This window comes from Paraglaciecola sp. (genome assembly GCF_051252315.1).
Lineage (GTDB): Bacteria > Pseudomonadota > Gammaproteobacteria > Enterobacterales > Alteromonadaceae > Paraglaciecola.
On record NZ_JBPOFP010000006.1, the window covers coordinates 1 to 20,531 of the forward strand.

A 20,531-nucleotide genomic window follows, 5' to 3' on the forward strand; every position below is an offset into this window, starting at 1 on the left:
AGTCATACTCCTCATATCAATTCACTAGGTGTAATTGCTATTGGGGTAGGCGGCCTGGAAGCTGAAACTGTGATGTTAGGCCGACCATCAATGATGCGCATGCCGAATATCGTAGGTGTAAAAATTGTTGGTCAGCGAAAAGAAGGGATTACAGCCACTGACATCGTTTTAGCCATTACCGAATATTTGCGAGAATCAAAAGTTGTGTCTGCCTACTTAGAGTTTTTTGGTGAAGGTGTAAAGAATTTAAGTATAGGTGATAGAGCAACAATTTCTAATATGACGCCAGAATACGGCGCCACGGCAAGTATGTTTTATATTGATGAACAGACCCTAGATTATCTTAAAATGACGGGTAGAGAGCCGGCGCAAATTAAGTTAGTTGAAACCTATGCGAAACAAACCGGATTGTGGGCAGAACAGTTGGCTGGTGTTGAATACCACCGAGTTTTAGAGTTTGATTTATCTTCAGTAAGCCGAAATGTAGCGGGTCCATCAACCCCTCATAGTAGAATAGCGACAAAAGATTTGGTTAATAAAGGGCTTGCGCCAATTAGTCAAAAAATAAATGACGTTGAAAAAGGAAATAAATTACCTGATGGTGCGGTTATCATAGCCGCGATCACAAGTTGCACAAATACGAGTAATCCTAGAAACGTTATTGCCGCTGGTTTATTAGCGCGAAATGCAAACAAGTTGGGTTTAACAAAAAAAGCATGGGTTAAGTCTTCTTTTGCTCCAGGTTCAAAGGTAGCAGAGTTGTATTTGCAACAAGCCGGCCTTCTTACAGAAATGGAAACGTTGGGCTTTGGTATAGTGGGTTTTGCCTGCACCACTTGTAATGGTATGAGTGGTGCCTTAGACCCAGAAATTCAGCAGAAAGTTATTCAACAAAATGTGAATACAAGTGCGGTGTTATCAGGCAATAGGAATTTTGATGGACGTATTCATCCTTACGTTAAACAAGCTTTTTTAGCCTCGCCCCCGTTAGTAATTGCCTATGCAATTGCAGGAACTGTTCGGTTTGACATTGAAAACCATATTTTAGGAACAGGACCTAAAGGTGAAAACATTACTCTAAAAGACATTTGGCCTAGTGATAGTGAAATAGACGAGCTTGTTAACACTTGTGTTAAACCCAAGCATTTTCAAAAGGTATATACACCTATGTTTGATATCGCTTCTTTTGAGCCTGCAGAAAGCCCATTATATAACTGGCGTCCATCGAGTACTTACATAAGAAAACCTCCTTATTGGCAAGGGGCGTTAGCACAAAAACGTAACATGCAAAATATGCGCGCCTTAGCAATATTGGGAGATAACATAACGACGGATCATTTATCTCCTTCTAATGCAATTATGTTAGATAGTGCTGCAGGTGAATATTTGCACAAAATGGGTCTAAAAGAAGAAGATTTTAATTCTTATGCCACCCACAGAGGTGATCATCATACGGCGCAAAGAGCAACATTCGCCAATCCTAAATTAATCAATGAAATGGTGGTAGAAAACGGCTTGGTAAAACAAGGTTCTTTCGCAAGACTGGAGCCTGAATCAAAGATTATGAGGATGTGGGAGACAATCGAAACTTATATGCAACGTAAACAACCTTTAATCATTATTGCAGGGGCTGACTATGGTCAAGGCTCATCTAGAGATTGGGCAGCTAAGGGAGTCCGACTAGCGGGAGTGGAAGTTATAGTTGCTGAGAGTTTTGAACGTATCCATAGAACCAACTTAGTTGGTATGGGAATATTACCTTTAGCGTTCCCACCTGGTATCAGTAGAAAAACCTTAGGATTAACCGGATCTGAAACTTTTAATGTGTCTGGCAATTGTTTAGCCGGCGAAACGATGTTGTTGAATTTTGTTAGAGAAAATGGAGAGTCAGTTGAAGTGCATATGACCTGTAGACTAGACACTGATGATGAGGTGAAGGTCTATAAGGCTGGCGGCGTATTGCAAGGGTTTGCCAAAGACTTTTTAGCTTCAAACCCTCATTAAAGCTCAAATGAATATGAATAATTATCAACAACAAAAAATTAACGCGACATATATGCGTGGTGGCACCAGTAAAGGTGTATTTTTTAATAAATGTGATCTTCCCGTTGAAGCTCAAACTGCGGGCGAAGAAAGAAACAATATTGTATTACGAGTGTTAGGCAGCCCTGATCCCTATGGAAAACAAGTTGATGGTATGGGAGGAGCAACCTCAAGTACCAGCAAAGTGGCAATTGTTTCCAAAAGCAAAAGAGAAGGCCATGATGTAGACTATTTATTTGGTCAAGTTTCTATAGGCAAGCCTCTCGTGGATTGGAGTGGTAACTGTGGTAATTTAACAGCCGCAGTAGGTGCCTTTGCCATCAATCATGGCCTAATTGATCAAGATTTAGATACCACAACTCGAATAGTCAAAGTAAGAATTTGGCAAGTTAATATCCAAAAAACTATTATTGCCAATGTGCCAGTCTGTAATGGGCGTCTAGTTGAATGTGGTGACTTTGAATTGGACGGCGTAACCTTTCCTAGTGCTAAAATTAACATTGAATTTATCCAGCCAGTGGATGTAAATGACGCACTGTTTCCAACGGGCAATAAATTAGAGCGATTAGAAGTGCCCGAACTTGGCAGTTTTGATGTGACTATGATTAATGCGGGTATTCCGACCATTTTTATTAAAGCCAGTGACCTAGGTTATTTAGGCACAGAGTTACAGGACGATATCAACAATTCATCACAGGCCCTTGAACAATTTGAAACAATTCGAGCCTATGGTGCACTAAAAATGGGGCTAATCAAAAATTTACGAGAAGCCGCTACTCAACAACATACTCCCAAAATAGCTATGATTGCAGAACCGCAAACTTATGACGCTTCAAGTGGTAAAAAGATTTTAAAAGAACACATTGATTTATCGGTTAGAGCCTTGTCCATGGGAAAGCTGCATCACGCCATGATGGGGACAGCAGCAGTCGCTGTTGCAGCTGCTAATTCTGTACCTGGAACCTTAGTCAATTTAATGTCTAAAGGGGAAAACTCTAACGTAACCTTTGGTCATCCTTCAGGTACGTTGAAAGTCGCGGCGAATACATCGTTAGTAAAAGAAAACTGGACAGTTAACAAAGTAGTGATGAGTAGAAGTGCTCGAATACTGATGGAAGGGCAGGTACGTATACCTAGTTCATATCAATTGGTGGATAAAGTTTGACTGTGAAGCTAGTTGTAGAAACCAATCCACTCACTTGTCCTTTTTGTCACCAGGCCAATTACTGTTCGAATAATGAGAACAGAGCTTGCTGGTGTTTTAATACTAAGGTGCCACAAGAATTAATCGAACTTTTACCTAACAGTGTAATAAACAAAAGCTGTATTTGTAGTAAATGTGTGGATAATTTTCGTGAATCTCCTTCCTTATTTAAAAGCACTTATTCGCCTCAGTAACAGTCGTTTACATCTTGTTAAGGGAATATTCAGTAAACAGGTTTACTATTAGTGTTTTATAATTTGGATGAGAACTTTTTATGACTAAATTCTATTCTATATGTTTAGTAGCCTTGTTAATGACTAATACTAGCTTTGCTAGCAGTGACGTTAGACAAATTTCAGTTACAGGGATAGGAAGTGTTGCCAGTACCCCTGACACATTTAATTTTACCGTTCAGCTAGAAGAAAAAGGTAAACTAGCAGGTGAATTAAACAAAACTATAGAGCGCAAAACACTAAACATTGTAGAAAAATTGCTAAATTTAGGAATAGAGAAAAAGTCTATTCAAGCATTACACGTTAGATTTACCCCTTGGGTAGAATACAAAAGAGAAGGCAACGAACATAAAGGAGTGGTACTAACTCGAAAAATAACAGTTACTTTAGATAACTTGGATATATATGGAAAATCTATAGATACCTTACTTAATATTGGTATTACGCGAATTGACGGGTTTAGTGCTTCTAATAGCCAAGGTAATGCATTATACGAAAAGGCGTTAGAGCTAGCTTTGTTAAATGCCAAAACTAAGGCTTCAAAAATGGCACTAACATTAGGCTTGAACTTAGACCAAGTCATGACCATATCAGAACAATCGAGTCATCAAGTTATGCCAGTACAAATGGAAAGCCTGAGAATGAATTCAGCTAAATCATCGAGTTATCAACCTGGTGAGATGCAAACACAAGCAAAAGTGTCTGTTGTGTTTAGGCTAGTTGATTAAAAATTACAATATTTATCATAAATTAGGGATCTACGATTTAATGTCGCAGAATAAAATTACACATTACAACGAGTTGACTCAACAAATTGAATCGTTGATTTGTGGAGAGACAGATTACATTGCCAATATGGCAAATATAAGTGCATTACTTTATTGGCATCTAAAAGACGTTAACTGGGCTGGATTTTATTTGGCTAAAGGAAACGAATTGGTACTTGGGCCATTCCATGGACAACCAGCCTGTATTCGTATTCCAATGGGCAAAGGCGTTTGTGGCACAGCGGCTGCAGAGCAAAAAATACAGCTAGTCGAAGATGTTCACCAGTTTTCTGGGCACATAGCCTGTGATGCCAAGTCCAACTCAGAAATAGTCTTACCGATATTGATAAATGGAAAACTATTTGCAGTTTTGGATATCGATAGTCCTAAAATTGCTCGTTTCGATTCTGATGATCAACAAGGGTTATCTAAAATAGTCGACATATTTCAAAAATCATTTGAATCTGGAGAAAATTCTTAAATGAAAAATATGGTTGATATTCAAGTGGCTTTAGCCACAATTGAAGATATGGAATTTTGGGAAGATAGGGCTGAAGAAGCAACAGATCGACTCAATATTTTGTTACACCTGCTTTACGATCAAGCTGATGAAGATATAAATTCAACGAGTTTAGAGAATATGATCCAGTTTATTTGGGAAAATTGGCGAGAAGATAGCCATTTACTCGATATAGATGAAGATGATTTGTATGACTGGGTTGACCAACTTCTAGCAACTTGGGATGATGAGCAACAAGAACCTCTTTAAACAAACAAAACTAGAAGACTTAATGGACAATCCACAAAAATTTTCAAACAGTAAAGAAGTAATTAACTTCTTAGTCGAGACCTTTCCCGCTTGTTTCAGCAGCAAAGGTGATGCAAAACCACTAAAAATTGGTATTTTCCAAGATTTAGCCGTTCGCCTAGAAAACGAAGAGCGAGTTAGCAAAACGTTATTACGTTCTTCGCTGCGTCATTACACTAATAGTTGGCGTTATCTGCATAGCATTAAAAAAGGTGCTGAACGAGTTGATCTTGATGGCAAAAATATAGCCGTGATTGAAGATGAACATGTTGAACATGCCAAAAAGCAGCTAGACGAAAGCAAAGCGAAAGTAGCTGAAAAGCGCAAAGAGCAAAAACAACAAGCAAATAAAAAAGCTAAGAAAGATATTCCCAAATTTAAAACAACTAAGAAAGTTGATAAAAAAGAGCAGCCTAAAGCTAAACTTCCTCCAGCTGAGAAGTTGAACGATGAACAAGTAAAAGTAGGAACCGCCGTCACGGTTAAAGTTGGCAAAACTCCAATGCCAGCGACAATTACTGATGTTGCAAAAGATGGTATTCAAGTCCAACTAGATAGCGGCATGGTAGTTAAGGTTCAATTAGACAACTTAAGGTTGGCTCGTACAAAGAGGTAATTAAATGATTAGATCAATGCGTGTATCAGTGTTAGCAGCATTAATGGTAACTAGCCCAAATTTAGTAGCCATTGAAAGCAGTACTAGTAGTAAAGAATTGCCTGTACTCAAACAAGAGTCACAACATATAGCTTCTGCGAAAAGGATTTCTTCGCAATTTTTACGAGCACACTATAAACAAGTTGATCTTAATGATGAATTGTCTCACAAAATCTTTGAACGTTTTATACGCTCATTAGATTTTAATAGAAATGTCTTTACCGCTAAAGACATTTCAAGTTTCTCTAAGTTTAAAGACAAATTTGATGACGCTATAGAACGCGGAGACTTGTCAATTGCCTATGAAATTTACCAAGTTAATATGCAAAAACGTGCCGAACGTTATGAATATGCTCTTAGTTTATTAGATAAGTCCTTTGATTTTGAACAAGCTAACGACAAGTTTATCTATGATAGAGAAGAGGCCGATTGGGCCAAAAATACTGCTGAATTAGATGAATTGTGGCGTCAAAGAGTTAAATATGATGCTTTAAATTTAAAGTTAGCGGGTAAAGACTGGGAAAAAACGCAAGAGTTATTAACCAAACGTTATAATCGCGCCATCAAAAGGTTAACTCAAACAACCAGTGAAGACGTCTTTCAAACCGTCATGCATTCTTTTGCACGCAGTATAGAAGCACATACTAGTTATTTGTCACCAAGAAATGCAGAACGTTTTAAAATGGAGATGAATCTTTCATTTGAAGGGATCGGTGCTGTTTTATTAAGCGAAGATGACTATACGGTAATACGTAGTGTCGTTCCTGGCGGTCCTGCAGAATCATCTGGTAAAATCAAACCAGAAGATAAGATCGTTGGTGTAGCTCAAGATGATGACGAATTTGTTGACGTTATAGGTTGGCGTTTGGATGAAGTCGTTGAACTGATTAAAGGGCCAAAAGGAAGTGTGGTTAAGCTACAAATGGTTAAAGGTTCTTCGGAATCAACGGTTCCAGAAGTGGTTACCTTAACCAGAGATAAGATTAAGTTAGAAGATAGAGCAGCAAAATCCGAAGTTTATGTACCGAAAGATGGACCCAACAAAGATCGTAAATTGGGAGTTATTTCCATTCCTTCTTTTTATAATAATCTACATCAAGACGTCAAAAAAGAAATTGCCACTCTTAATGAACAAAATGTACAAGGTTTAATTATCGATCTTAGAGGTAATGGCGGAGGGTCATTGACTGAAGCGACCTTATTGTCAGGCTTGTTTATTGATAAAGGACCTGTAGTACAAATTCGAGATGGGGCAGGCCGTATACGTTTAGAAAAAGACGTCGATGGAAAAGTATACTACGATGGTTCTTTAACGGTATTGGTCGACCGATACAGTGCGTCAGCTTCAGAAATTTTTGCAGCGGCGATGCAGGACTATAAGCGAGGTGTGGTTATTGGGGAACAAACCTTTGGTAAAGGAACAGTACAACAACATAGACCTTTAGGCAGAATCTACGACTTGTATGAAAACCCGTTAGGAAGCGTACAATTTACCATTGCTAAGTTTTATCGTATTAACGGTGGAAGTACACAACATAAAGGAGTTATTCCTGACATTTTGTTCCCATCTGTTATCGACCCCAAAGAGTGGGGCGAAAGCCAAGAAGAAAATGCCCTACCTTGGGATAGTATTGTTCGTGCGAATTATACAACCTTTGGTGAAAATAATGATGTGATTAAAAGTCTGACCGACAAACATCAAAGCAGAATTAAAAATGAGTTTAATTACATTTATGAAGATATAGAGCGTTTTAACGTTAAGAAAGAAGACAAAACTATTTCTTTAGTTGAATCTGAAAGATTAAAAGAAAAGAAAGAAAATGAATTGCGCTCACTAACCCGAGTAAACGAAAGATTGGGGCGACTTGGGCTTCCTAAAGTAGAAAGTTTAGAGGATGATCTACCGGAAGAACTAGAAGAGTTAGACCCATTTTTAGATGAAGCGGCCAATATTACCTATGATGTGTTAGCTGCTGGTAAATACGCAATAAATAACGAACAAAAACGTTAATATCATTAATACAGGCAGTGCCAATTAAACAGGCACTGCTGCTCCTATAAAAATAATAAAAGGGCTGCTTATGAATGCTCGCGGTGAATTTTCGTCTCGATTAGGGTTTGTATTAGCTGCTGCAGGGTCTGCGGTAGGGTTAGGCAATATTTGGGGGTTTCCTACCCAAGTCGCAAGTAATGGTGGCGCGGCGTTTGTCTTAGCCTACATTGTATTGGCCTTTTTATTGGCTTACCCCGTATTAATGGCTGAATTAATAATTGGTCGTGCAACACGTTCAAACATGGTTTCCGCTCTAGGTAAAATTTCTGGCAATTTCACAGGCAAAGCCACTGGTATTTGGGGATTTGTGACTGTATCTCTTATTTTGTCGTTTTATGCCTTGGTAGCGGGCTGGATGTTGTCCCACTTTGTACAAACCATTACAGATATGCTTAGACAAGAATCTTGGTCCACCTGGCTAGTAACGTCTTCAGTGACTCGTGATGTTGTATTTTCAGCTATTTTCCTTACTTTAACCGCCTTAATTGTTACAGGTGGTGTGAGCAAAGGCATCGAAAAATGGTCTGTTCGATTAATGCCAGCATTATTTATTATCATCGGCCTTCTTATTGCTTACGTATCTATGCTCGATGGCGCTTCTGATGGTTGGAGTGCTTATGTGTTGCCTAATTTCAGTTTACTCATGGATCCAGAACTTTTAGTTGACGCTATGGGGCAAGCATTTTTCTCTATGTCTTTGGGCGTAGGGACTATGTTAGTTTATGGATCTTATGTGAGCCAAAAAGAAAACCTCCCCACATTGGGCGCGTCTGTTGCCTTAGTGGATATCGGTGTTGCTGTATTAGCCGGAATGTTAATTATTCCAGCTATGTATGTAGCCTTACACAACGGCATTGAGATTTTTACTGAGTCTGGTGATTTAATAGAAGGGCCTAACTTAATATTTGCTGTATTGCCTTCTTTGTTTGAATCCATGGGTAGTATTGGTGTTTATATAGCATTTGTATTTTTTGCTCTAATGTTAATCGCGGCCTTAACTTCATCGATATCTATGTTAGAAGTACCCGTAGCTTATGTTGTTGAAAGCCATGAGATTGAGCGTAAGCCAGCTGTTTGGATTCTGACAGTTATTGTATTTTTAATAAGCTCAACAATCGCTTTAAATTTTGAACAGTTATTTGGTTTGGTTATTGATTTAACGACTAAGTACAGTCAACCGTTATTAGGTTTGGTTTTATGTATATTTGCAGGTTGGGTTTGGAAACGAAACGAAATTTTAAAAGAGTTACTTCAAGGTAATGAAAATGCCGAGCAAGGGATATTTTGGAAGGTTTGGCCATGGTATGTGAAGTTTGTTTGTCCGGTAGTCATTGCGGTTATGTTTTATTTTAAAATAGCTAGTTAATCAAATAATAAGCTAAGCAGGAAAACAATATGTCGACAGAAAAACAATATAAAGAAGCTTCTTTATTGGATGCCATTATTCCGATTGTAATTTTAATTATTTTATTGGGATCTTCTGTATACCTGTTTGGAGACAACTCTTCATTTGGACCAAATCAAATTGCATTGTTAGTTTCAATGGGCATTGCAGCCATTATTGGTATGAAGAATGGTTACAGTTGGGAAGTCATCGAACAGGGCATCATTAAAGGTATTTCACGATCTTTAGGTGCTATGTTGATTTTGCTTGCCGTAGGCTCATTAATTGGAACTTGGATGTTAGCGGGGACTGTACCCACCCTCATTTATTATGGTTTAGATCTTTTAAATCCATCCATGTTTTATGCGGCTACTTGTTTGATTTGTGCCGTCGTTGCTATGAGCATTGGAAGTTCTTGGACTACAGCCGCTACCGTTGGTGTTGCACTAATGGGGGTTTCAATTGGAATGGGAATGTCAGAAGCAATTACAGCCGGAGCTGTTGTATCTGGCGCCTACTTTGGCGATAAAATATCTCCTTTATCAGAAACGACAAACCTAGCCCCCGCGATAGCTGGCACCAATCTTTTTGAACATATCCAATATATGTTGTGGACTACAGTTCCCAGTATTGTAATTACACTTACATTGTTTGTGTTTATTGGTTTTGGGGCTGAACATTCTGACTCAGCTAGTAAAATAGCTGAAATGCAAACCTTGTTACAGCAAGAGTTCAATCTCGGCATTCATATGTTAATCCCCTTGTTTGTTTTGTTAACTCTTGCTGTTAAAAAAGTGCCAGCTTTCCCATCTGTTTCTATTGGTGCTCTTTTAGGTGGCGTTTGGGCCGCCATATTTCAACCCGAATTAATTGCAGACTTCGCAGATGAAAGTATTGCATCAATTCAAGGCACTATTATTGTCATTTGGTCGGCGTTGTTTGATGGAGTTTCATTTTCAACACCTAGCGATACGTTAAATGATTTATTAAGTCGTGGCGGTATGTCGAGCATGCTAAATACAATTTGGTTAATTATGTGCGCCATGACATTTGGGGCTGTTTTAGAAAAAGTTGGCTTACTTAAACGCGCAGTTAAGGCATTTTTAAAAGGCGCTCATTCAGCTGGCGATATGGTTACCAGAACAATTTTCACATGTCTTGGTACCAATATTATTACTGCAGACCAATACATATCGATTGTTATGCCAGGTCGTATGTATAAAGAAGAGTTTGAAAAACGAGGGCTAGATCAACTTAATTTATCACGTAGTTTAGAAGATGGAGGAACCTTAACTTCTCCTCTAATACCTTGGAACACCTGTGGGGTATATATGCATGGCGTGTTAGCGGTAAACCCATTTGATTATATTTTCTATGCTTTTTTCAATCTAATTAATCCAATCTTAGCGATAATATATGCTTATTTAGGCATTAAAATTTTACGTATTCCGGTGCCAGAGCACCTTTCAAGCGAAAAAACTAATGTGTAGCAATACCCCTTTAGTTTAATAATTCAGTTACTAAGTACTTAGATATTCATTTTGAGAAAAATATGCAAATAGATAATCCAACGGTCAAACGCAGAGAAGACTACAAAGCCCCCGACTTTTTAATAGAAACCGTTGATTTGCATTTTAGTCTAGATGCCCATGAAACCTTAGTGACTTGTAAGACAGCGGTTACGCGTAATGGAAAACATCAAAGACCACTGGTACTTGATGGAGAACAATTGGAGCTATTGGCTGTTGACCTAAATAACCAAGCATGGACAGATTATAGCCAGGACGAAAATTCTTTAACTATTAACACACTAGAAAACCAGTTTGAGTTAACTATAAAAAATAAAATTGACCCAAAGGGAAACTCTAGCCTTGAAGGTCTTTATCAATCAAGTGGCGCGTTTTGCACCCAATGTGAAGCGGAAGGTTTCAGAAAGATAACTTACTTTTTAGATAGACCAGATGTTTTGGCCATCTATAACGTGACTATCGTTGCAGACAAAGGAGCTTATCCATACCTTTTGTCAAATGGAAACAAGGTTGATTCAGGTGAGTTAAATAATAATAGACATTGGGTTAAATGGTCAGACCCATTCAAAAAACCTTGTTACCTTTTCGCCTTAGTTGCAGGAGACTTTGACCTATTAGAGGACACCTTTACCACTCAATCTAATCGACAAGTTAAACTAGAGTTATTTGTTGATAAAGGTAAGGCTGAGCGGGGGGATCATGCTTTATCATCCCTTAAGAAATCTATGGCCTGGGATGAGACCGAATTTGGCCTAGAGTATGACCTAGACATATATATGATAGTCGCAGTGGATTTCTTCAACATGGGAGCTATGGAGAATAAAGGACTAAACGTATTTAACAGTAAGTTCGTTTTGGCTAATAATCAAACGGCTACTGACGAAGACTTTTTTAATATTGAAGCCGTGATAGGACACGAATATTTCCACAATTGGACCGGTAATCGTATTACCTGCAGAGATTGGTTTCAGTTGAGTTTAAAAGAAGGGTTAACCGTATTTAGAGATCAGCAATTTAGTAATGACATGTCTTCACCTATAGTGAATCGAATTAAAAATGTCAGGATCATGCGAGAACATCAGTTTGCAGAAGATGCCAGTGCTATGTCGCACCCCATAAGACCTGATGAAGTTATAGAGATGAACAATTTTTATACAGTCACAGTTTATGATAAGGGAGCTGAAGTAATCCGCATGTTAAATACCATGCTCGGTAAAGAAGGTTTTAGAGCGGGAATGGATTTGTACTTTGAGCGCTTTGATGGTCAAGCTGTAACCTGTGATGATTTTGTACAATGTATGCAAGATGCAAATAATAAGGACTTAACTCAATTTAGACTTTGGTACAGTCAATCAGGCACCCCAATACTTAGTGTGACAGACAAATTTGATAAAACTTCGGGTACCTATGACATTACGTTTACTCAAGTCACTAAACCTACGTTTGACCAAAAAGACAAACAAAGTTTAGTGATACCGATGAAGTTTAGTTTGTTATTGAGCGATGGTAATAACAAGGTTGAAGAGAAAGTCATTAAGCTACATCAAGAGAGTCAAACATTAGAATTTAGCGGCTTGAATGACAAGCCTGTGCCTTCCTTATTACATGATTTTTGCGCGCCTGTGAAACTAATTTATGATTATGGTACCCAAGATTTAGTGCGTTTAATGCTAGGGTCACCAGATGAATTTACCCGTTGGGATGCGAGTCAAAGACTTTTTAGCCAATGTATACACGGTCTTGGGAGTTTAAACAAAGAAGAGCAGCTTAAGTTAATAAACAATACCCTTGCCGTATTTGAAAATGTAATAAACGATAAATCTATGGGGTTGGCTTTAAAAGCTGAATTATTGACAATTCCTAGTTTTGAAAGCTTGTTTCAACAAGTTGACATGGTCGACGTCGAAGAACTTCGCCAAAATCGAGTCAAGCTATTAACCAATTTTGCACACAGGTATCAATTAGAATGGCTAGACGTGTTCAAAAATATCCAGATAGCAGAATATGAATATAATATTGAACAAGTTGAGAAAAGAAAATTACGTAACCTAGCGTTAAAATATATATCAGCTGCTAATCACCCAGAGTCACAACATTTACTCACGCAGCAATTTTTAACGGCTGATAATATGACGGATACACTTGGTGCACTTAATGCCGCACAGCATGGTAAGTTGTCTTTGTTTGATGAGTTAATGACTAAATTCGAACAAAAATGGCATTCAGATTCACTTGTTTTAGACAAGTGGTTTGCCCTGCAGGCCAACACTGATAGGCCAGATATTTTAGCTATTCTAGAAATGTTAAAAGGTCATGACCAATACACAATCAATAATCCTAATAGAGTAAGAGCGTTAATTGGTAGTTTTGCATTTTATAATGTGTCGGGATTCCACAACTTAGACGGCAGTGGTTATAAGTTTGTAGCCGATTACCTTATTCAACTTAATGACATTAACCCACAAGTGGCCTCGCGGATCATTACGCCGTTAATTCAATGGCAAAAGGTTGATGCAACACGACAAAAACTCATGCAACACCAACTCATGCGTATCGGTAATACAAAAGGGCTGAGTAAAGACTTGTATGAGAAAATTACGAAAAGTTTGCCTTAATTAGGTAGGCTAGATCGACAATTAATATGCAGTCTTATTTTTTTACACTGTCGGTGAAGTATGATTTCTGTGAACAATTTTACCAACCAGGTATTAATACAGTAGTAATAACCTCTGACGATGGAAAACGCATTCAACTTCCCGTTACGAATCTAAGGCCTCATGTTAGCCCAATCGGAATTCAAGGACGCTTCCGGTTAATAATTGATGATTCAAATAAAATTAAAAGTTTCGAGAAAATTACTTAACACTGCTCGCTCACCTAAATTACAGACAAAAAAATACAAATATTCCTAAGTGCTTAATGTTTAGTCATTGGCCCATCACAGTCAGCCCATCGTTAAAAAATAATGTTTCGCATATTTATTTAAAAACATGTCAATAAACAGTCCATTCATGGGTCTTAATCTTACCTTATTGCATAAGTATGTATTTTGTAAAAAATATGTTAATAAGCTCTATTAATATGTGTCATTTTTAGCGAGAATAACTTTCAATAGTTAAAAACTGTATATATCTCAGTATATTGACTAACCTAATTATGATCGTTTCTAAAACACTAAAGTGTAAATGGACTTTCAAATTCTACTATTAATGCGTTAATCAAGAATGGGTGACACATGACGGTTGCAGATAACCAACATTCAGTTTTACTTGAAAATGTTTATAAATTGATTAGTAAAAAAGTTGAAGCCTCTCAGGTTGAACGAGTAACTAATTTTTCCAAAATATTATTTAGAAATATTTCCAATGATGACTTAGATAATCGAAATGCTAGTGATTTATATGGCACAACGTTAAGTTTGTGGAACGAGTTTGTAGAATACTCTAGTAAAGAGGCTTTTATCCGGGCATTTAATCCAGATATAAGCAAACATGGATGGCAGTCAACACATACCATAATTGAAATAATCGTCACAGATATGCCATTTTTAGTTGATTCAGTGCGTATGGCTCTAAACCGCCTAGGTATTACGGCTCATTTATTAATACATTGTCCAATTAGTTTAACCCGTGATAAAAATCGTAAGTTTAGAGACTTTGAGCTTGCTACAAGCAAGAAAAAGGAACTTGAACGCCAAACTGTATTTATGATTGAAGTGGATCGTCAAACCTCTAAAAAACAGTTAGATAGACTCAGTTCTGAGTTAATGTCAGTTGTAAACGATGTCTCGTTAGTCGTAGATGACTGGAAATCCATGAGTGACAAACTTGATAAAAGTATTGACCAGTTTAAAAGTAATCCTTGCCCTGCAACACAGCAAGAGAAACAACAAACTGAAAAGTTTCTAAATTGGCTTAATAATCACAATTTCACTTTGATGGGATACAGAAGTTACCAAGCTAAAGGTATTGAAGGCGATTACCGGTGGGTGGCGGATAATAATTCTAGTTTGGGTTTAATGAAAAACTCTATTACCGATCGAGAAAGAGTTCTATCAAACATTCCTACTTCTGCTCGCGAAGAGGCATTAAGTGTTAATCCTTTAATGCTGACTAAAACGAGCAGTCCATCTCGGGTTCACCGACCAGCCTACCTTGACTATGTTGGGATTAAGCGATTTGATAAACAAGGTAATGTCATAGGTGAAGACCGCTTTATAGGACTATATTCAGCGTCATTTTATAATAGTAGTGCTACCCAATTACCAGTTTTAGAAGAAAAAATAACTGCAATATCCAAGATGTCAGGTTTTGAACCAGGCACACACGGCCATAAAACATTTTTAAACATTATTGAAACCTACCCAAGGGACGAGTTATTGCAAGGCAGTGTTAAAGAACTGGCTCAGATCGTGTTGGGTATATTTCAAATGCAAGAGCGAGGCTTCTCAAAACTGTTTGTACGAAAAGACGTGTTTGGACGTTTTATATCTTGTTTGGTATTTGTTCCTAGAGAGAGATACAACACGCAGTTAAGGAAAGATACACAAGCTTTGCTGCAGAAGTCTTTTGCTAGTGATAAAAAAGTCGAGTTTACTACCTATTTTTCAGAATCTGTATATGCGAGAACGCATTACATTGCCAGAGTGAATAACAATAACGCGGAATATAATGTGAAGGAAATTGAAAAGAACATCATTGAACTAAGCAAAAGTTGGGATGACCAATTACAAGCAGCCATAAGAGCTAACCATGGGGAGGCTAAAGGAAAACGCCTAGAACAGCGATATGTAAACGCTTTTTCAAGTAGTTATAAAGAATGTAATTTACCTACAGCCGCGTTAGTAGATATTGACAAGTTAGAGGTACTTTGTAATGAAACCTCTCTTAATATGCTGTTTTATCGTCCTCAAGAGGAAGGCCCTGACAGTAAGCGAGTTAAACTAAAATTATTCCATAAAAACGAACCCATACATTTGTCCGCTGTTTTACCCATGCTTGAAAATTTCGGGTTGCGGGTAATCGATGAAAGTCCGTATCAGGTATCTTCAGCAGACAATGAAGTAAATTGGATTATGGATTTTTCAATGCTTCATAACACTAGTAACGATATGGATATGGAGGAGGCGCAATCACTGTTCCAAAATGCGTTTTCGAAGGTTTGGTATGGTGCCCTTGAAGATGATCCCTTTAATAGATTGGTGTTAGGTGCTGGGTTAACCGGGCGAAATGTTACCGTGCTGCGCTCCTATGCCAAATACATGCGTCAAATTGGTAGTTCATTTAGCCGAGACTATATTGCAAATACACTCGCCAACTACCCAAATATCGCGACAGATTTAGTTTCATTATTTGGTCAAAAGTTTGATCCTAAGTTAAAGAGAAATGTTAAGGCTGAAAAGTCTATTCTTGGCAATATTAAACAACAACTAGATAACGTATCTAACCTGGATGACGATAGAATTATCCGCCGTTATTTAGATTTAATTCAAGCCACGTTAAGAACAAACTTTTATCAGAATGACCAAGACGGTGCTGAAAAGTCCTATGTGTCTTATAAGTTGTTACCTGAACTTGTTCCAGAAATGCCATTGCCACGACCAAAATTTGAAATATTTGTTTATTCACCAAGAATTGAAGGTGTGCATCTAAGAGGAGGTAAGGTAGCTAGAGGTGGATTACGTTGGTCAGATAGACAAGAAGATTTCAGAACCGAAGTTTTGGGTTTAGTTAAAGCACAACAAGTTAAGAATACGGTTATTGTGCCTGTTGGTGCAAAGGGTGGCTTTGTTTGTAAAAATCTTCACCAAGCTAAAACCCGAGAAGAATTTCAAAAAGAAGGCCAAGAGTGTTACAAAATTTTCATCCGAAGTTTATTAGATATCACAGACAATATAGTCGATGGAAAAGTTGTTCATCCAAAAGACGTCGTACGTTTAGATGAAGATGACGCCTATCTGGTTGTCGCTGCAGACAAAGGTACAGCAACATTTTCTGACATTGCGAATGGTATTTCCGATGAGTTTAATTTTTGGTTAGGTGATGCTTTCGCGTCAGGTGGCAGTATTGGTTATGACCACAAAAAAATGGGAATTACAGCCAGAGGTGCCTGGGAATCTGTAAAACGTCATTTCAGAGAAATGGGCAAAGATTGTCAAACTACAGATTTTACCTGTGTGGCAGTTGGTGATATGGCTGGTGATGTCTTCGGTAATGGCATGTTGTTATCGAAACATACACAACTGGTATGTGCGTTTAACCATCTACATATATTCTTTGATCCTAATCCCAATGTACAAACAAGTCATAAGGAACGCAGTCGATTATTTGAAAACCCAACCTTAAGTTGGGATGACTACGACCGTTCAATTATTTCTAAAGGAGGAGATATTTTTAGTCGCTCTGCTAAATCTATTACGCTAACCCCCGAAATGAAAAAATGGTTAGGTACTAAACAATCAAGCATGACTCCAAACGAATTGATTCACAATGTATTAAAAATGCCAGTTGATCTAATTTGGAATGGTGGGATTGGAACCTATGTTAAAAGTACCAAAGAGACCCATGCTGAAGTCGGTGATAGAGCTAACGACGATGTAAGAGTTAACGGTAATGAGTTAACTGCAAAGATTATCGGTGAGGGCGGTAACTTAGGTACTACGCAGCTTGGAAGAATTGAATTTTCAGCGAACGGTGGCCGAGTAAATACTGATTTCATTGATAATGTGGGTGGAGTGGATTGTTCGGACAACGAAGTTAATATCAAGATTTTACTTAATTCACTTGTTAATGCTGGGGACTTAACGGTCAAACAAAGAAATCAATTACTCTATGACATGACCGATGAAGTGGGGGATTTAGTAATACAAGATTGCTATCGTCAAACAGAATCCATTTCAATTTCTGAATTAGGTGGTGTAAGCCAACTTAAAGAACAATTAAGGTTTATTCATGGCTTAGAAAGAGAGGGGTATCTAAACAGAGAGTTAGAATTTATTCCTAATGATGATGAAATATCTGATCGCCTAGTTAACTCCAAAGGGTTAACTAGACCAGAGCTTTCTGTCTTAATTGCTTATGGAAAAATGGTAATGAAAGAGGACCTAAACATTCCTCAAATTACCGATAATAAATTCCATGGAAAATTATTAATTGAAGCTTTCCCAGCTCGTTTACAAAATAAATTTGCTAAACAAATGCAAGATCATCCATTACGTAGTGAGATTATTGCCACAAAATTAACGAATAACATCATTAATGATATGGGCATGAATTATGTATTTAGGATTAAAGAAGAAACTGGGGCTAGTGTAGACGAGATCGCAGCGAGTTATGCTGTAGTAAAAGGTATCTTTGATATGGACACGCTTTGGGCTGAGGTAGAGTCTTTAGATAATAAAGTATCATCAGACGTTCAACTGCATATGTTAGATAGTATGCGCAGAACATTACGTAGAGCATCACGTTGGTATTTAAGACATGGTGACAAGACAACTGATTTACAAAAGTCTATTGATAGTTTTAGCAAAAGTTACCAAGACCTATTTTCAAATATAAAGCGTTACCTAGTGGAAGATGAATTTAAGCAACTAGACCAAGCTTGCAAAGATTTAACAAAACAAGGGGTTCCAAAAGCCATCGCTTTAAAAGTTGCGGCTTTAGGAAATATGTTCCCTTGTATGGACTTGGCGCAAATAGCGGAAACTGAACAAAAAGAAATCTCTTTGGTATCAAGTTTGTACTTTACACTTGGCTCTAAGCTTGAATTACATTGGTTCTTAGAACAAATAGATAAACAAGCAGTGAGTAACCATTGGCAGGCTTTAGCTCGCGCATCTTATCGTGAAGAGTTAGATTGGCAACAAAGAGCCCTCACAACAGTGTTACTTGCATCAGCTGGTAAAGCTAAAGATCCAGCTATTATTATAAAAAATTGGATGGACAATAATAAAACACTACTCGATCGCTGGTATCATATGATGTCTGAGTTTAAAACCAGTAGCACCCATGAGTTTGCAAAGTTTTCAGTCGCCTTGCGAGAACTGATGTTATTAAGCATCAATGCAAGTAACTGATACAAACCATAATTCAATGGCCCTGGGATAAGTCCGGGGCTTTTTTTTGTTTAAGAGAAATAAATATGTATTCCGTAATTCAAAAATTATTATTTACCCAAGATGCAGAATGGAGTCATGACTTCAGCATTAATTGGTTAAGACGTAGTCAGCACAATTTACTTAATAATATCTACAAACAGCAAATAGTAGATAAGCCAGTAGAGGTGTTTGGGATTAAGTTTAAAAACCCAGTTGGGCTGGCCGCAGGTTTAGATAAAAATGGGGAATGTATAGACGCGTTTGCAGCAATGGGATTTGGTTTTATTGAAATAGGCACCGTCACGCCTAAACCTCAACCGGGTAATGAAAAGCCTAGAATGTTTAGATTACCAGCAGGGCAGGCGATAATAAACCGTATGGGTTTTAACAACAAAGGGGTCGATAACTTAGTTGAAAATGTAAAGAAGTCCAAATACTCAGGAGTGCTTGGAATTAACATTGGTAAAAACAAAGATACCCCTGAAGAAAACGCATTAGAAGATTATCTAATTTGCCTAAATAAAGTATACAACCATGCGAGTTATATCACGGTAAATATTTCTTCTCCTAATACACCTGGCTTACGAAATTTACAACACGGTGATGCCTTAGACACTTTACTAATCGGTCTTAAAAAACAACAAAGAGTGCTGGAAAAGCAATACAAAAAGTATGTTCCGATTCTAGTTAAGATCGCACCAGATCTTACCGACGAAGAAATTGTCGACATGTCGAATTCTTTGATCAAAGCCGAGATCGACGGAGTCATTGCGACGAATACAACATTAGATAGAGATCTCGTTGCCGGCCAAGAATTTTGTGACCAAGCTGGAGGGTTAAGTGGTGAAGTATTGTGCGCTAAAAGCCAGGCGGTTGTTAGTAAGCTGTGCGATCACATTGCAGGCAGAATGCCCGTTATAGGCGTAGGGGGTATTCACTCCGGATCAAGTGCTAAAGCGCGGATCGAGGCTGGATCCAGTTTGATCCAAGTTTATTCTTCGTTGATCTATAAAGGGCCAAAACTGATCAAAGAGATCGTGGATTTCATATAATGATCCTGCATTGATCTGGAAATTTTAGACTAAATAAGTATGTGCATTAGACACTCATTTTATAAAAACATGTGTTAACTTTTAATTAGGTTTAATCTATTTAATGAGTGCTATGTTGCAGCCCATGTCAAGTTGGTTTTGGTTCACTGAAAATAGTCAACTTATGTTGTCTATGGGATCGGAGTGGCAATGCACAACTGCTTATGGACAAAAACAAATTGTCGATTTACCTGATTCAAAAGAACTATTTAACCTGAGAGATACCGAATGGTATTTATCTATGGAAAACAGTTTACAAGACAGCGGAACAAACTTATCAGATGCACAAATAACACACATCCTAATAAACGCCACTGCAGCTCTACGGTTTCATAAACCAGTATCACCAAAAAGTTGGTTTTTACATCAAGTGGAAAACTTTGGCGTTCATCATAAATTAGCCCGTATTAGTAACGACTTAAATAGTGGAGTAGTTTTAGTCCTGTTAGATGACGGAGTATTAGCTACTTGTATGTTGATATCTAATCAACTGATGTTAAATGAAACTAAGGTCATTAATAAGTTTGAACTGATAAAACTTGCCAATAACCGCCTCGAACCTTATTTTGCTAGCCAAGATTGCCAACTATCAGCTTAATAGGACTCTTTGCACAACAATTTATTTTTAATAATTTTATTCAATCATTTATGTAATAAACAAGCGCTTAG

Annotated in this window: 15 protein-coding genes; all 15 read left to right on the forward strand. The window is 37.7% G+C overall.

The features are described from left to right. The coding region (gene acnA, locus ACSHXM_RS01830; RefSeq protein WP_435687017.1) for an aconitate hydratase AcnA at positions 1-2,004 on the forward strand (2,004 nt) is incomplete at its 5' end. A gap of 13 nt (positions 2,005-2,017) precedes the next feature. Then, positions 2,018-3,208 (forward strand): 2-methylaconitate cis-trans isomerase PrpF, encoded by a 1,191-nt coding sequence (gene prpF / locus ACSHXM_RS01835; protein ID WP_435687018.1) that lies wholly within the window; start codon positions 2,018-2,020, stop codon positions 3,206-3,208. A gap of 2 nt (positions 3,209-3,210) precedes the next feature. Then, positions 3,211-3,441 carry a cysteine-rich CWC family protein gene (locus ACSHXM_RS01840; RefSeq protein WP_435687074.1) on the forward strand — a complete coding sequence of 77 codons (231 nt, stop codon included), beginning with the start codon at positions 3,211-3,213 and terminating at the stop codon, positions 3,439-3,441. Between the two features lie 119 nt (positions 3,442-3,560). Further along, positions 3,561-4,208, forward strand: coding sequence for an SIMPL domain-containing protein (locus ACSHXM_RS01845; RefSeq protein WP_435687019.1), 648 nt, complete (start codon positions 3,561-3,563; stop codon positions 4,206-4,208). Positions 4,209-4,248: 40 nt separating this feature from the next. Next, complete coding sequence (locus ACSHXM_RS01850) at positions 4,249-4,728, forward strand: GAF domain-containing protein (protein WP_435687020.1); 480 nt, start codon at positions 4,249-4,251, stop codon at positions 4,726-4,728. Beyond that, on the forward strand, positions 4,729-5,016 hold the full coding sequence (locus ACSHXM_RS01855) for a hypothetical protein (RefSeq protein ID WP_435687021.1): 288 nt from the start codon (positions 4,729-4,731) through the stop codon (positions 5,014-5,016). A gap of 22 nt (positions 5,017-5,038) precedes the next feature. Next, positions 5,039-5,671, forward strand: coding sequence for an RNA chaperone ProQ (gene proQ / locus ACSHXM_RS01860; RefSeq protein WP_435687022.1), 633 nt, complete (start codon positions 5,039-5,041; stop codon positions 5,669-5,671). A 4-nt stretch (positions 5,672-5,675) separates the two neighbouring features. Continuing rightward, positions 5,676-7,721, forward strand: a complete 2,046-nt coding sequence (prc, locus tag ACSHXM_RS01865; protein WP_435687023.1) for a carboxy terminal-processing peptidase — start codon at positions 5,676-5,678, stop codon at positions 7,719-7,721. Between the two features lie 70 nt (positions 7,722-7,791). Continuing rightward, positions 7,792-9,129 (forward strand): sodium-dependent transporter, encoded by a 1,338-nt coding sequence (locus ACSHXM_RS01870; protein WP_435687024.1) that lies wholly within the window; start codon positions 7,792-7,794, stop codon positions 9,127-9,129. Between the two features lie 29 nt (positions 9,130-9,158). After that, the gene (gene nhaC, locus ACSHXM_RS01875) at positions 9,159-10,637 is read left to right on the forward strand and encodes a Na+/H+ antiporter NhaC (RefSeq protein ID WP_435687025.1); all 1,479 of its coding nucleotides are present in this window, start codon (positions 9,159-9,161) and stop codon (positions 10,635-10,637) included. 62 nt (positions 10,638-10,699) lie between these two features. Beyond that, a complete protein-coding gene (pepN, locus tag ACSHXM_RS01880) occupies positions 10,700-13,291 on the forward strand; it encodes an aminopeptidase N (protein WP_435687026.1) in 2,592 nt (863 codons plus the stop codon). 26 nt (positions 13,292-13,317) lie between these two features. After that, entirely contained in the window at positions 13,318-13,539 is a 222-nt protein-coding gene (locus tag ACSHXM_RS01885) for a DUF2835 family protein (RefSeq protein ID WP_435687027.1), read from the forward strand. A gap of 372 nt (positions 13,540-13,911) precedes the next feature. Beyond that, entirely contained in the window at positions 13,912-18,750 is a 4,839-nt protein-coding gene (locus ACSHXM_RS01890) for an NAD-glutamate dehydrogenase (RefSeq protein WP_435687028.1), read from the forward strand. 65 nt (positions 18,751-18,815) lie between these two features. Continuing rightward, entirely contained in the window at positions 18,816-19,823 is a 1,008-nt protein-coding gene (gene pyrD, locus ACSHXM_RS01895) for a quinone-dependent dihydroorotate dehydrogenase (RefSeq protein WP_435687029.1), read from the forward strand. A gap of 103 nt (positions 19,824-19,926) precedes the next feature. Then, entirely contained in the window at positions 19,927-20,460 is a 534-nt protein-coding gene (locus tag ACSHXM_RS01900; RefSeq protein WP_435687030.1) for a cell division protein ZapC domain-containing protein, read from the forward strand. The last annotated feature ends 71 nt before the right edge of the window (positions 20,461-20,531 follow it).